At 68.8% G+C, this 14,158-nt stretch carries 13 protein-coding genes; 8 read left to right on the plus strand and 5 right to left on the minus strand.

What is annotated here, in order from left to right; all coding sequences use genetic code 11:
- The first annotated feature begins 132 nt into the window (after window positions 1–132).
- Window positions 133–684: a hemerythrin domain-containing protein gene (locus ACZ7PG_RS06370; protein WP_470238054.1), complete on the plus strand. Its 552-nt coding sequence runs from the start codon at window positions 133–135 to the stop codon at window positions 682–684.
- A 1-nt stretch (window position 685) separates the two neighbouring features.
- Complete coding sequence (locus ACZ7PG_RS06375; RefSeq protein ID WP_470238055.1) at window positions 686–1,504, plus strand: family 1 encapsulin nanocompartment shell protein; 819 nt, start codon at window positions 686–688, stop codon at window positions 1,502–1,504.
- A gap of 12 nt (window positions 1,505–1,516) precedes the next feature.
- On the opposite strand, the gene ACZ7PG_RS06380 is transcribed toward ACZ7PG_RS06375, so the two are convergent.
- Window positions 1,517–1,855, minus strand: coding sequence for a hypothetical protein (locus tag ACZ7PG_RS06380; protein WP_470238056.1), 339 nt, complete (start codon window positions 1,853–1,855; stop codon window positions 1,517–1,519).
- Between the two features lie 39 nt (window positions 1,856–1,894).
- A complete protein-coding gene (locus tag ACZ7PG_RS06385) occupies window positions 1,895–3,214 on the minus strand; it encodes a serine/threonine-protein kinase (RefSeq protein WP_470238057.1) in 1,320 nt (439 codons plus the stop codon).
- A 300-nt stretch (window positions 3,215–3,514) separates the two neighbouring features.
- Between ACZ7PG_RS06385 and ACZ7PG_RS06390 the strand changes: the two genes are divergently transcribed.
- On the plus strand, window positions 3,515–4,504 hold the full coding sequence (locus ACZ7PG_RS06390) for an ABC transporter substrate-binding protein (protein WP_470238999.1): 990 nt from the start codon (window positions 3,515–3,517) through the stop codon (window positions 4,502–4,504).
- A gap of 42 nt (window positions 4,505–4,546) precedes the next feature.
- On the opposite strand, the gene ACZ7PG_RS06395 is transcribed toward ACZ7PG_RS06390, so the two are convergent.
- On the minus strand, window positions 4,547–6,043 hold the full coding sequence (locus ACZ7PG_RS06395; RefSeq protein ID WP_470238058.1) for an arabinofuranosidase catalytic domain-containing protein: 1,497 nt from the start codon (window positions 6,041–6,043) through the stop codon (window positions 4,547–4,549).
- A 358-nt stretch (window positions 6,044–6,401) separates the two neighbouring features.
- Here ACZ7PG_RS06395 and ACZ7PG_RS06400 point away from each other — a divergent pair, with 358 nt between their 5' ends.
- From ACZ7PG_RS06400 to ACZ7PG_RS06415, 4 genes are all read left to right on the plus strand, one after another.
- Window positions 6,402–7,205, plus strand: coding sequence for an SDR family oxidoreductase (locus ACZ7PG_RS06400; protein WP_470238059.1), 804 nt, complete (start codon window positions 6,402–6,404; stop codon window positions 7,203–7,205).
- A gap of 62 nt (window positions 7,206–7,267) precedes the next feature.
- Window positions 7,268–8,152 (plus strand): helix-turn-helix transcriptional regulator, encoded by an 885-nt coding sequence (locus tag ACZ7PG_RS06405; protein ID WP_470238060.1) that lies wholly within the window; start codon window positions 7,268–7,270, stop codon window positions 8,150–8,152.
- Between the two features lie 40 nt (window positions 8,153–8,192).
- A complete protein-coding gene (locus tag ACZ7PG_RS06410) occupies window positions 8,193–9,773 on the plus strand; it encodes a hypothetical protein (protein ID WP_470238061.1) in 1,581 nt (526 codons plus the stop codon).
- Window positions 9,770–11,080, plus strand: coding sequence for a GNAT family N-acetyltransferase (locus ACZ7PG_RS06415; protein WP_470238062.1), 1,311 nt, complete (start codon window positions 9,770–9,772; stop codon window positions 11,078–11,080). The genes ACZ7PG_RS06410 and ACZ7PG_RS06415 overlap by 4 nt, the downstream gene beginning before the upstream one ends.
- 37 nt (window positions 11,081–11,117) lie before the next feature.
- Here ACZ7PG_RS06415 and ACZ7PG_RS06420 read toward each other — a convergent pair whose 3' ends face one another.
- The gene (locus tag ACZ7PG_RS06420) at window positions 11,118–12,146 is read right to left on the minus strand and encodes a hypothetical protein (RefSeq protein WP_470238063.1); all 1,029 of its coding nucleotides are present in this window, start codon (window positions 12,144–12,146) and stop codon (window positions 11,118–11,120) included.
- A gap of 29 nt (window positions 12,147–12,175) precedes the next feature.
- Window positions 12,176–12,730 carry an RNA polymerase sigma factor gene (locus tag ACZ7PG_RS06425; protein WP_470238064.1) on the minus strand — a complete coding sequence of 185 codons (555 nt, stop codon included), beginning with the start codon at window positions 12,728–12,730 and terminating at the stop codon, window positions 12,176–12,178.
- Between the two features lie 109 nt (window positions 12,731–12,839).
- On the opposite strand from ACZ7PG_RS06425, the gene ACZ7PG_RS06430 reads away from it, so the two are divergent.
- Window positions 12,840–14,042, plus strand: a complete 1,203-nt coding sequence (locus ACZ7PG_RS06430) for a cytochrome P450 (protein WP_470238065.1) — start codon at window positions 12,840–12,842, stop codon at window positions 14,040–14,042.
- Window positions 14,043–14,158: the final 116 nt, after the last annotated feature.

Consider the following 14,158-nt stretch of genomic DNA (forward strand, 5'->3'; position numbering starts at 1 on the left):
GCAGGAACAGCTCGTCGGAACCTGGCGCCGGGTGTCCGGTTGGCACCGGTCCGGCAGTGCTTTCACCCGTCAGTGGGACTCCGGCGGCCGAGCCGGGTTTGCGCGACGCGCCATCCGGGGTAGGAATGCGAGATGGCCGACATCACCAGCCTCATCCTCGACGACCACGACTGGTTCCGGCGCCAGTTCGCCCGGCTCGACGACCTCACCGACCCCGCCGACCTGGGCGAGGTCTGGCAGCCGCTGGCCGACCTGCTCGACGTCCACGCCCGCGCCGAGGAGGAGATCTTCTACCCCCACCTGCTCCGCCGCGGCGAAGACGCCGAGGAGGAGACGCTCGACGCGATCGGCGACCACAACGACATCCGCGACGGCGTCCACGAGGCCGCCCTGCACCCCGTCGGCAGCACCGCCTGGCACGCGGCCGTGCACCAGGCACGCATGGCCAACAGCGAGCACATGGCCGAGGAGGAGGACGAAGGCCTGTCGGACTTCCGGCGGCACGCCGACCCCGGCCTGCGCGAGGAGCTCGGCCGGCGGTTCGCGGAGTTCAAGCGGCAGCACGAGGGCGCCCGCGACCTGGACGTCAGCGACCTCGACCCGCAGGAGTACGTCGAGGCGAAGCTCGGCGACCGTCCAGCCGACGCTTCGCTCGGCATCGGCAGCCTCAAAGAACAGGACTGACATGAACCACCTGATGCGCGACCTGGCCCCGATCACCGACGCGGGCTGGAAGGAGGTCGACGCCGAGGCCAAGGAGCGCCTGCAGACCCACCTCGCGGCCCGCCGCCTGGTCGACGTCTCCGGCCCGCACGGCTGGGGCCACTCCGCGACCGACCTGGGACGGACTTCGACGCTCGCCGCCGCGTCACTGGCCGAAGCGGGCGAAGGCGCGGTGGTCCGGCAACGAAAGGTGCTGCCGCTCACTGAGGTGCGCGTGCCGTTCACGGTCTCGCGCGCCGAGCTGGACGACGCCGAGCGCGGCGCCGACGACCTCGAGTTCGACGACCTCGACCGAGCGGCGAAGCAGATCGCGATGATCGAGAACCGCGCCGTCTTCCACGGCTGGTCCGCGGCCGGCATCACCGGCATCACCGAGACCTGCCCGTACGACACGCCGTCACTCGGCGACGATCCCGACGCCTACCCCGGCGTCGTCGCCCGCGCGGTGGACACACTGCGCCAAGCGGGCATCAAGGGCCCGTACGGGCTCGCGATCGCCCCGGCCGGCTACACGCGCATCGTGGAGAGCACCGAGCACGGCGGGCACCTGCTGTTCGACCACCTCCGCCGAGTCCTGGGCGGCGGCAAGGTGGTCCGCGCCCCCGGCCTGGACGGCGCCCTGATCGCCAGCCTCGACGGCGGCGACTTCTCCCTCGAGCTGGGCCAGGACCTGGCCATCGGCTACAGCCACCACGACGCCGAGACGGTGACGCTCTACCTGGAGGAAAGCTTCAGCTTCCGGGTCGTCGAACCCGACGCCGCCATCACTTTGACCACCTGATCCGGACGGCAGTCAGGCGGTGGGCGGCGGTGTCGTCGGCGTCGAAGGTGCGACCTGGCAGTCATCAGGGTGCTGCGGCCGGGCCGGAGTGACGCCGGCCAGGCGCGGCAGCGTCGAGCCGTCCACCGGCCAGTACGTGACGCTGACACATTCGCCGACGCGCAGCCCCGCGAGCTGGTCCGGGGTTTCCAAGCTGAAGCAATGGGCGCCGGTGTCAGCTTGCCGGTTCAGGCACAAATACGGCGACAGAGTGGTGACGGCGCCACTCTGCTGCTGCGGGTCCCTTCCGCACGCGGCGAGGACCGCACAACAGGCCACCGCTACGGCCGACACCGCCAGCACACGACGCATAGCCCGAAGTATGGCACCACCGCACCCGCCAGGCGCGGGTCAATGGGCGGTACAGCTGAGTACCTCCGGGACCCGGCTCTGGCCGCGGTCGACCGCGATCAAGCCGAAAGTGGTCGCCCCCTCGGCCTTCACGCCGGCGTTCCACGCGGCGTTGACGACCGTGACCGAGGTGCTGGCCTGCGTGATCGTGCCGTCCCAGAGGTCGACGACGCGGCGGCCGCCGGCGGGTTGCCAGCTCACCGCCCACCCGTGGGTGTCGACGGCGCCGGTGTTGCTGACGGTGACCAGCGCCTTGAAGCCGCCCTGCCACGATTCGACGACCTGCGTGGCCGCCGCGCACGTGGGAGGACGACCTTCTCCGGTCCGCACCGTCGGTTGCTCGACCGGCAACGAGCCGGCCGAGCGTGTCGCGCCGCCGGAAAGGCCCACGGCGGCGATGACCGCCGACAGTCCGACAACGACGCCGGCGACGACCACCCGTCGTCTCAGGGACTTGTTTCCCCGGCGCCGTTCCGGGACCGGCCGCGACCGGCGTTTGTTCGGCGGCGACGCCGGCCGCACCGCCGCCTTGGCGAACATTTCCTGCGCTTCGACCATCGAAGGCCGATCGCCGGGCTTTCGGGCGAGCATGCGCAGCAGGGCTTCCGCGAGCGGCCCACGGCGAACCGGCGGGGTGACCTCCTCCCGGGCGATCCGGGCGAGCATGACGATCGGGTTCCCGGCCCCGATTTCGATGGGCGGCCGCCCTTCGAGAGCCGCGTACAGCGTCGCTCCCAGGGAATAGACGTCGGAAAGCTCGGTGACCTCGCCGCCGTCGGCGACCTCCGGTGCGAGGAACGCGGGCGTACCGGGGACGAACGGCCGACCGGTGACGAGGGGTTCCCCGACCGCCTCGGCGATCCCGAAGTCGGCGATCTTGGCGGCGCCGTCGGCGGCGAGCAGAACGTTGCCGGGACTCACGTCGCGGTGCAGCACCCCGGCGGCGTGGGCGGCCGTCAGCGCGGCGGCAATCTGACTTCCGATCGTGGCGATCTGGCCCTGCGGAAGGGCGTGACGTTCGAGCAGGAGGCCGGCCAAGCTGGCCGGCAGCAGCTCCATCACGAGGCACAGCCCGCCGTCGTGCTCGAGCACGTCGTAGACGGTGACCGCGTGAGGGTGCGACACCCGTGCCGCGATCCGGGCCTCGCGCATCGCCCGCAGCGCCGCCTTGCCGGTGGCGCGGTGCGGGACGAGCTGTTTGACCGCGACAGCGCGGCCGAGCAACTCGTCCTGCGCTCGCCAGACGGCGCCGAACTGCGAGGGCCCGATCCGCGACAGCAACCGGTAGCGCCCGCCGATCAGGTCTTCGTCGTCAGTCATGCATCGCTCCCCGTGCTCGGTCCCGCGGGCAACGCGTCCACCACGCACACGCATCCGGCGGCCGAGCGGTTCACGCTTTGTCAGCCCCGTACAGCCGATACGGCGAGTGGAGCAGTTGGTCTAGGCCAAGCCCTAAGAGTGACGCGACCACACTGACAAATGTTGATCCCGCCCGTTGTGAGCGAGCTGCCACCGCCTCTACAGTGGCCGCCGTGACTCCCGGGAACGAGTCACTCACTCCCCAGGATTCGGTCCCGGACCATCACTTCTTTCAAGGAGCAGGCCTTGCTTGGAAACGCCGTGAGCGGTGGCCGGGTTCGCACTCGCCGCGTCGCGCTCGGGCTCACCGTCGTCGCCATCACCGCGCTCACCGGCTGCAGTGCGCTCGAGTCGAGCGCCGCGACCGGGGGCAGCCTGGAGAAGACCAAGATCAAGGTCGCGATCCTGCCCACCGTCGACACCGCTCCACTGTGGCTCGCCCAGGACGCCGGTTACTTCAAGGCCGAGGGCCTCGAAGTCGAAGCCGTCATGGCCGCGAGCGGCCAAGCCGCACTCGCCAAGGCCATCTCCGGCGAAAACGACATCGCGATCTCGAGCTACATGCCGTTCTTCGTCGCGAAAAGCACCGGCGCGGCCGACATCCAGCTCGTCGCCGACGCGACGTCGGTCAGCCCGAAGTCCGTCGCCATCGTGACCACGCCGAACTCCCCGGTCAAGACGATCAACGACCTCGCCGGCAGGCGGATCTCGATGACCGCCCGCAACACGGCGAGCGATCTGCTGGCCAAGTCGCTGATGAAGGACCACGGTGTCGACATCGACAAGGTGAACTGGGTCCAGATGCCGTTCCCGAACGTCGGAGCGGCGCTGGCGCGCGGTCAGGTCGACGCGGCCCTGCTGCCCGAGCCGTTCCTCACCCAGGCCGCCATGACCGCGGGCGCGATCCCGGTGATGGACGTCAACACCGGCGCCACCCAGGACTTCCCGCTGTCGGGCTTCGGCGCGACGTCGAAGTGGGTGAAGGCGAACCCGAAGACCCTCGCGGCCTTCCAGCGCGCCCTGCAGAGGGCGACCAGCGAAACGAACCGGGACCGGTCCAAAATCGAGCCACTGCTGGTGAAGTACGCGAAGATCGACGAAAATTCCGCCAAGCTGCTCAGCTTGCCCAGCTTCGTCGCGAGGCTGGATGCCCGTCGCCTCCAGCGCGTGCCCGACCTGATGCTCCAGATGGGCGCGATCACGACCAAGGTCGACGCGGCGGCGATGATCGCCCCGCAGGCGGCCGGCTGACCCGACGAAACCGCTCAGCGAACCTGGCCGCGGCAGCGGGGCCTACGACGAGAACGACCAGAGCTGGCAGGTGTTGTTGAGCCACATCCACATCTGCGTCTTCGTGCCGTTGGCGGTGCCGCAGTTCTGGTCGTCGAGGACCATGCCGCTGTTCTCGACCACCAGCTCGTAACGCCCGCTGCCGGCCGGGATCACCGCCCACTGCTGGCACTTGTTGCCGAGTGACTGCCACAGGTCCGTGGCGGTGCCGAGGGCCAGGCCGCAGTTGACCGCGTCGAGCACCCGGCCCGAGTTGACGTTGGTGATCGTCCACTTGTTGGCGCCGACGCTGGTGAAGCGCCACTGCTGGCAGGAGTTGTTCAGGTTCTGCCACAGCTGGACCGCGGTGCCGTTGGCGGTGCCGCAGTTGACCGCGTCGAGGACCTTGCCGGCCGCCAGGTTCGTCAGGCGGTAGCTCGCGCCGTCGACCGGGAACGTGACGCTCTTGGCGTAACCCACCGAGACGATGTTCGCCTGGACCGCGTTCTCCGTGGCGTCGGACGGGTAGCCCGAGGTCATCACGCCCTCGAAGAACGAGCCGACCGAACCGTTGCTGTTGTCGCCGCCGATGCCGAGGATGATGGCGCCCTGCTTGGTCATCGGCTGGTAGCCGCCCTGCGTCGGCAGGGATCCGTTCCAGCGGGTCGCGAGGCCGCCGGACTGGGCGTTGCCGTCCTTGATCGCGTACGTCGAGGTGCCGTTGTTCTTGGTCACCGCGGTGACGAACGCGCTGCTGCGGCCGGTGTTGGCGGTGTTCGAGCCGTTTCCGCCGGCGAACAGGCCGTTTTCCAGGTCGGCCATGACCTTCGGGGCGGAACCGCTGCACGGCGAGAACCAGCACAGGGTGCCGAAGTAGATGGCGTCCATGTCGCCGTTGCCGGTGTCGTTGTTGTTGGTTTCGGCGTTGCCGTAGTCGAAGCAGCAGCGGTCGTTGAAGTGCGTCCCTTCGGTCACCATGTACATGCCCTCGGGCGCGCTGCCGGTGGCGATGCCGTTGGTGTTGTTGTTGCGGTAGCCGTTGCCGGCCGAGATGTAGACCCCGTACACCTTGTGGCCGCCCGCGGTGACCGGCAGGGCCGCGGCGTTCGCACCCTGGTCGGCGGTGGGGTTGGCGCCACCGCCGGGAGCGATGGTCAGGTCGTTGTGGCGCGACGTCTGGTCGTAGATCCGCACGATCGTGCAGTACGTGCCCGAGCAGAACGAGTCCTGCGTCGCGGCGTTCGCGTAGCCGCCGGCGCTGAGCACGCCGATGTTGGCGGTGGCCCCGTCGGACCAGCGGCGCACTTGGTAGAGCGACCCGCCATAGGAGCCGAACAGCGCGCGAGTGGTGCTGTGCGCGGCGACGCAGGGGGTGCCACCGGAGGCGTAGATGTCACACGGCCCGGTGCCGGCGGCGGTGGCGGTACCCGTCGTGACGGTCAGCGCCGCGCCTGCCAGCAGGACGGTGGCTCCGACCGCGAGCACCTTCCGCCAGCGGCTGCGGAGAACCCGGAAACCCATGGCTGTCTCCTTTCGTGTGCCTGCGAAACCGTTCAGTACGAGTGGGGCCGGCGCCGCCGCGAGCACACCCAGCACGATAACGGTCACCAGCAGCGACGACAAGGCGTTTCTGTTATCGCTAACAGCCCATGTTCAGGCGATGATTTCCGTGCTCGCCGTCCAACATCGTGTTGAGCTGGGAAAATTCGAGATCGAGCCCGACTGACTTCGGCAGACTTGTCACGCAAACTGTTAACGCTAACAGTCGCAGCCGACGGGGTGGCTCTCCCAGTACCTGTATCACCAGGGTCTCCCGGACGCCCAGGACGTCTGCCAACGTGGTCGGCACAAGCTTCTACGGAAAAAGGAACGAAAATCAATGGCGGACACCCACTTCACCACTCACGCAGACCTTTTCGACCTGAGTGGGAAGTACGCACTGGTCACCGGCGGAACCAAGGGCATCGGAATGATGATTGCGCGCGGCCTTCTGCAGGCGGGCGCTCGCGTCGTCATCAGCTCACGCAAGGCGGACAACTGCACGGAGGCACAGAAGATACTGTCCGAATTCGGCGACGTCCGAGCGATTCCCGCCGACCTGTCCCGGCACGACGAGTGTCAGCGCCTCGCCGATCTCGTCAAGGACGGCTCGGAACGCCTGGACATCCTCGTCAACAACGCGGGAGCGATGTGGCGCGAGCCGCTGGAGACGTTCCCGGACGAAGCATGGGACACCGTGCTCGATCTCAACCTCAAGTCGCCGTTCTGGCTGGTGCAGGCGCTGCTTCCCGCGCTGCGCCGGGCGGGCACCGCCGATGATCCCGCGCGGATCATCAACATCGGCAGTATCGCCGCCATCCACGTCGCCGAGTCGCCCAACTACTCGTACGCCGGCAGCAAAGCGGCCCTCCACCAGCTCACCAGGGTGCTGGCCCGGGAACTGGGCCCCCAGCACGTCACGGTGAACGCGGTGGCGCCGGGACCGTTCCCGTCGCAGATGATGGCGTCCACGCTCGACGCCGTCGGCGACACGATCGCGGCGAAGGCCCCGCTGCGCCGCCTCGGCCGCGACGACGACATGGCAGGCATCGCCGTGTTCCTCGCCAGCCGGGCCAGCTCTTACCTGACGGGCAGCATCATCCCGGTCGACGGCGGCATCGCCACGACCGCGACAGGTACCTAGGCGTCAGGAGGGGGTACCCGCAGTACCTCCCTTGGCCCGCGGACAGCGCCTAGGGTGAGGAGGTGGCCAAGATCGACCTGCGCACCGAGATCAAGGAGTTCCTGAGCTCGCGCCGCGCCCGGATCACGCCCGAGCGGGCCGGACTGCCCGCGTACGGCGGCAACCGCCGGGTCAAAGGTCTGCGTCGCGAAGAGGTGGCGCTCCTGGCGGGGGTATCGGTCGACTACTACGTGCGCATGGAGCGCGGCAGCCTCGCCGGCGCCTCCGACGGGGTGCTCGACGCGCTGGTCGTCGCGTTGCACCTCGACGAGGCCGAGCGCGATCACCTGTTCCACCTCGCGCGGCAGTCCAAGGCGCCCGGCGGTCCACGCCGCCGGCGCCCCGCCGCGACGGTGCGTCCGGCGCTTCAGCAGGTCCTCGACGCCATCACCGACGCGCCGGCGTGGATTTGCAACGGCCGTTACGACGTCCTGGCGATGAATCATCTTGCCCGAGCGCTGTATTCACCGGTACTGGCCGACACGCGACGGCCGGCGAACACAGCGCGGTTCGTGTATCTGGATCCCGAAGCGGCAAAGGAATTCTTCGTCGACTACGACCGAATCGTCGCCGATGTAGCAGCGAAGCTCCGCATGGAAGCCGGCCGCAATCCGCACGACGAGGAACTGATCGCCCTGGTCGGCGAGTTGTCGACCTGCAGTGAACTGTTTCGGAAGCGGTGGGCATCTCAGGACGTGCGGCTCCACCGGTCCGGACGCAAGCGGATGCACCACCCGGTAGTGGGCCGGCTCGAGCTGGACGTCGAGTCGATGGAGCTGCCCGCCGATCCCGGCCTGCTCCTGACCGTCTACACCGCGCCGGCCGGCACGGCGACCGCGGACGGTCTGGCCCTGTTGGCGTCGTGGGCGGCCAGCCAGGAGAAGCCGGCGGCGTCACCGGGTCGGTAGCTGAGCTTGTCGAACCGCGCGCGGCGGTGTAACGGCGGGCATGGTCATCACGACGCATGGTCAGTACCACCACCAGGTTCATCCGAGCCGCACGCGTGAGCAGACTCCTGAGCCGTGGAGAATGATGGAGATCGTCAGCACGCTGTATCAGGTCGGTCTACCCACGCTCGCAGGTCTGTTCATCTTCTTCGCCTACCTCAGACCGACGATCCGGCTGCTCAACCGCACGATCCACCGAAAGTTCAAGATCACCCGGATCGTTCGGGCGACCTGGATGGTGTTGACCTTCCTCAGCTACGGCCGATCACGCACGGAGCTCTACCGGGCGGCTTGCATGCGGGTCGAGGCCGAGCTGCTGCACCCCCGCCCGGAACGACCCGACCGCTGGGAGTACCGGCGCCGCTCCGATTTCCGCGCGGACCTGCAGGACTACCGGAAATCGCTACGGGCGTGGCACGACGACATCGGTTTGCTGGCCGACAACCTGATGAAGAATTCCGACAAGAACAAGATAGTCGTGGATACCTGCTTCGCGATCTCGGATGTCCAAGAGGGAATCCTGAGCTACTTCCGGGTCCGGCTCGCGGAAAACGCGAAGGTCGACGCGAACCCGGAAGTCTTCATGTCCGAGGTGCACGTGCAGGAGGCCTTCGTGGCACCCTTGCAGTTGCTGTCCGGGCTACTGGGCAAATACGACGAAGACTGGCCCAAGCTCATCGAAGGCCACCGCGCCACCGTCGACGAACTGGACGACAGTCTCGGAGACCTCCGCAGCTTCCAGGCGTTCTTGTTCACGTGCTGGCTGACCTGGGGGCCGAGCATCCCGTTCGGCACGTGCAAGCGCTGGGGCGGGCACAAGATCATGCAACTCGGTTACGGGGACGAGAGCAACTCGATCGGGCTCGCCGTGCGAAGCACCGACGAACCTCCTCCCCCGCGGACGGCCCGTGACGGACACGTGGTCCTCGCCGAATGCTGGCAGGTGACCGGCGTGATCAAGACGGCGGCCGCGGTCGATCATCTGCAGCTGTGCAGCGCACAGAACGAGGTGCTACGCACCGGGCAGAACCAGCTGGTGCTGGAGACGAGCGCACCGATCACCACCCCGAGCGAGGCGGAGAGCATCTACTACTCCGCCTACATCTGGGTGATCATCGTCCTCTGCGGACCCGATGGGCGGCCGAAGCACAGCGAACCGTGGAAGAACATGTTGACGTTCTTCGAGCACGGCAACGTGGCCGACGACGCCACGTACCTGATGCTCAAACGGCAGCTGGCCGCCAAAGTGCGCACCTCCCTGGAGTCGATCCTGCGCGAGCATCCCGACCTGATCCTGAGCTTCGCCTGCGCGATCGACGAATGCGGGTGCGGCGAGCCGATCAGCTTCCCGGCCCCGCCGGGCGAGTCCATGCGCGAGCTGCTGTTCACCGAGTCCTGGCTTTCCCGGCTGGACGCCGAGGGCCGGCGGGACCGGATGCGCACCGCCCTCACCGGCAAGGCCCGCGTCGCGCACGCGGCCTGCAAGCTCCCGAACACCGTGTCCGGCTACCAGAAGGACCAGGTGAGCCGGACGAATCCCGACCCGGTCGACCGACGGCACCCGGAGGTGGTGCCCGGTTGATCCGCTTCCACGACCTCACCGCCACCGACGCCGACATCGCGGCGCTCTCCGCCTTCTACCAGGACCACTACGCCGCCGAGTTCCCCGACCCCGACGAGCGGGAGTCGCTGGCGAACATGATCGAGTACCTGCGGTTGCGCGAGCGGGGCTGGTACGGGCGCAACAACTACCACATCGTTCTCGCGTCGAGGAACGGTGTCGCGGTGGGCTGCTCGGTCATGGACTACTTCGCCGGACCCAATGTGGGGATGATCGAGTTCCTGATGGTCGTCCCCGCGGTCCGCAGCACGGGCGTGGGACGCGCCATCCTCGCCGAGACCGAACGTGTCCTCGACGCGGATGCCATGGCCGAGACCGGTACACCGCTCGCCCACGTGTTCGCCGAGATCAACGACCCCTTCTTCCCGGCGGGGACGCCGGACAACCTCGACCCGGCCGATCGCGCGCTGATCTGGGACCGGTGGGGCTTCCACGGCCTGGACCTGCCCTACGTCCAGCCGGCCTTGTCCGAAACCCAGGCACCGGTCACCAACCTGCTGCTCATCTGCAAGACGTTCGGCGAGCCGTGCACGCCGCCGACGGTGCGCTCGGCCGTCGCCGAGTACGTCCACTGGGCCATGCGCGTGGCGGACCCGGAGCGCTGCCCCGAGTTCCGGGCGCTCGCGGCTCATCTGGACACGCTCGCGTCCGTGGGGACGTTTTCCCTCTCGCGCTACGTAGGACGTCCGATCCCGCACGCGCGGCCGCTGACCGCGCCGACGGACCCCGACTGGGCCGCCACCATCGATCTCTACCGCAGCGCCTTCGGCACCACGGAGTACCGCATCCCCGAGTCGGAGTTCACCCGGGAGTACCCGGTACCCCTGCATTTCTGGGCACTGCGCCGCACTCCCACGTCCGCGGTCGCCGGCCTGGTCACGTTCTTCACCCTGACCACAGCCGGCTTCGGCGGCTACGGGCTGTTCACCGGCGAACTGCGCGGCGTCGGCGCCCTGCGCCCGATGATCGCCCAGGTCGAGCTCCGGATGCTCGCCGACCGGCCCACCACCCGGGGCTGGTACATCGAGGTGGCACCGAAGACCGACCGAGCCCCGTTCCGGGCTGTCGGCTTCGTCGAGCTTCCGGTCCGGTACACGGTCCCGTCCCAAGACGGGGACGAACTGCCCGCCACGCTCATGTACAAGCCGATCGGCCGGCACTACCCACCGGCGCTCCCGGCCGAGTCCGAAGTGGACGCCGCGGTCCGGGAGATCAGGGCAGTCGTCTACGGGGTTCCGAGCCGGCGAACCGATTCATCGAAACGCTGAAGGAGGGCCGGGATGATCCCGGCCCTCCCAGGACGGATCAGATCTTGCCCGCGGCCACGTCGGCGAGGGTCACGCGAGCGGACTTGTAGTTCACCACGTAGTGCTTGGACGATTCCGCCGAGGTGATCTCCTCACGGATCGGCAGGCCGTTGTCGGCGTTGATGATGAGGACGTCCGTGCTGCCGCCCAGGATGGCGGGGGGCGCGGTGAGGGTCAGCGCGGCCTGGCCGTCGACGGTGGTCTTGCCGACGATCATGTCCGGGATGGTCGCGTACAGCTTCAGCACGCCCGCGCGGACCTCCGCGTCGGCGGCGTTGGCGAACAGCGCGTGTTCGGCGTTGCTCCACAGGTGGTTGTCGATCAGATCTTCCAGCTCCTTGCCCGTCGGACGCGGTCGGGGCGCGGGAACCGGCTTGCCGATCTTGCGGAACATCTCCGCGGTCTCCGCTTGGGCGTCCGCCCAGGCCTTGTCGGCCTCGGCGGGGCTCAGGCCGACTCCCAGAGCATTGCCGGCCGCGGTGATCATCGCGATCCTGGCCTGGTCGACGTCGCCGTTCGCGGCGAGACGGGCCGCCGCCATCACCTTCCCGTCATACGGCGTGGCAGGCTCGCCGTGGCCCTTGGCGACCGCGTCCACCAGCGACTTCACCGAGTCGCCCGTGAACTGCTCGCCCTTGTCGGTGTAGACGGTGTAGTTGAGGTCCGGTTTGCCGTCCAGCCCGAACTTCGTGTTGACGATCAGCGACGCGTCTCCCGGCAGCGTGCCGGCCGCCTTGACCGCGGAGGCCAGCTTCACCAGCGGCGTCTCGACCGCCTGCGGTACCCCGGCCGCCCGCGGGGGCGCGTCGGACGGGCCGGCCGGGACGCTGCCGCCGGAGGTAGCCAGCACCACGGCCGCCGCGACGGCTGCCGCGCCCACGGCGGCGACGCCGACCTTGGGCCAGGAGAACCAGCGCTTCGGTCGCACGACCTCGGCCACGGGTTCCGCCATCGCCGTCCGCAGTGCCGCGCGGGCACGGTCATAGGCCTCGGGACCGGGGGACGGCACGTCACGCAGATTCTTCATGAGATCCATTTCATCCATGAGGCTGTCTTTCACGTTGTCGGGACTCGCAGCAGCGCGACCACTTCGGGGGCTTCACGCAATGCCTTGCGCGCCTGGTGCAACAGGCGGCGGGCGGTGCCGGCCGGGATGTCGAGCACCCGGCCGGCTTCGGCGACGGTCAGGTCCTCCCAGGCGACCAGGCCCAGCACTTCCCGCTCTTCCGGTTTGAGTCGGGCCAGTGCCCTGCTCAGCAGTGCCTGCGTGTCCACGCGGGCATCCACCGCAGGCCAGGGGTTCCAGCCACTCGCCACGCCGGCCAGGTCCGGCGCCGGCTCCTCGGCCCGTTCGGACCGCCAGTGCCGGCGCAGCATGTTCAGCGCGACGCCGTACAACCAAGGCCTGGCCTCGGGATACGAAGGGTCGTATTTCGCACGGGACTCGTAAGCCGCCACCCACACATCGCCGAGCACGTCCTCGGCGGCCTGCCGCCCCACCCGGCGCGCCAGATAGTTCCCGAGCGCGGTCTCGTGCCGGCTGATCACTTCCACGAAGGCATCGGTATCTCCGCGCAGCGACCTACCGATCAGTTCCGCGTCTGACGACATGAAGCTCCTCGGGTTTCGCTTCGCCCTGACACCCCGTCTTTGCCAACGCGCGCCCAAAGCGTTCAGACTAGGTCTCCCCACGACGAACACCGCTGGTCAGGAGAGCGCGATGACAGCGCACGGTCGACCACCACTGTTCCCGTTCGAGGCACCACCCTCGACCGACCCGGCCGCCGAGGCGATCCGGATGCTGCACGCCGACCCGGTGCCCTTGGTCCGGTTGGCGAGCGGGCACGAGGTCCGGCTGGTCACCCGCTACGACGACGTCCAGCGCGCGATGGCCGATCCCAGGATGAGCCGCGCCGCCCTGGCGACACCGGACGCACCCACCATCGTCCCCGGCCTGCAGTCACCGGACATGATGCCGAACATGGACCCACCCGACCACACGAGACTGCGTCGCCTGGTGGCCAAGGCGTTCACCACCCGCAACGTCGAACTCCTGCGGCCGAGAGTGGAAGCGGTCGCGACCGGCCTGATGGATCGGATGCTGACCGCCGGACCACCGGCGGACCTGGTCAGCGCGCTGGCCGAACCACTGCCCGGCACCGTGATCTGCGAACTGCTCGGCATCGCCGACGACGAGCGCGAACCCCTGCTCGCCTTCATCGAAGCGATGTCCATCACCACCACGTTCGACCAGGAGGCGTTCGCGGCGACCGGCGCCGTCGCCGCGTCACACCTGCTCGGGTTGATCGAGCGCAAGCGTCACCACCCCGGCGACGACCTGCTCTCCGGACTGACCCAGGTGCACGACGAGGACGGCGACCGGCTCAGCGAAGCCGAACTGCTGATCACCGTGATGCTGCTGATCGGCGCCGGCCAGGAGACCACCATGGCCCAGCTGGCCAAGTCCGTGCTGCTGCTGTCCCGCCACCCGGACCAGTGGGCGCGTCTGGTGGCATCGCCCGACCTGGTGCCGAACGCGGTCGAGGAACTGCTCCGGGTCGTCGCCCTCGGACACGCCGGGCAGCCGAGAATGGCCCGTGAGGCCGTCGAATTCTCCGGCCGGACCGTCGAAGCCGGCACCACGGTGTTCCCGGTCGCGAACGCGGCCAACCGGGACCCCGCCGTCTTCCCCGACCCGGACCGGTTCGACGTGGGCCGCCCCGAGGCATCCCACCACCTGTCGTTCGGCCGGGGTGCGCACTTCTGCCTCGGCGCGCCGCTGGCCAGGATGGAACTGCAGGTCGCGTTGCACGCCCTGGTGACCAGGATGCCCGGCCTGACGGTGGCCGAGCGGGACGATGAGTTGGCGTGGCAACCCGAGAGCCTGACCCGAGGACTGCGGCGGCTCCTGATCACGTGGTGAATGCGCCACGCTCCCCTTCTCGTGCCCTGGCGGCGGCCGAGGTGCGGCGGCCAGGACCGGCCCGGCTGGACACCGCCTATGACGTCGAACCCGGACACGGCCTTTCCACCGCATCG

The sequence above is a fragment of the Amycolatopsis sp. NPDC114504 genome (genome assembly GCF_055633595.1).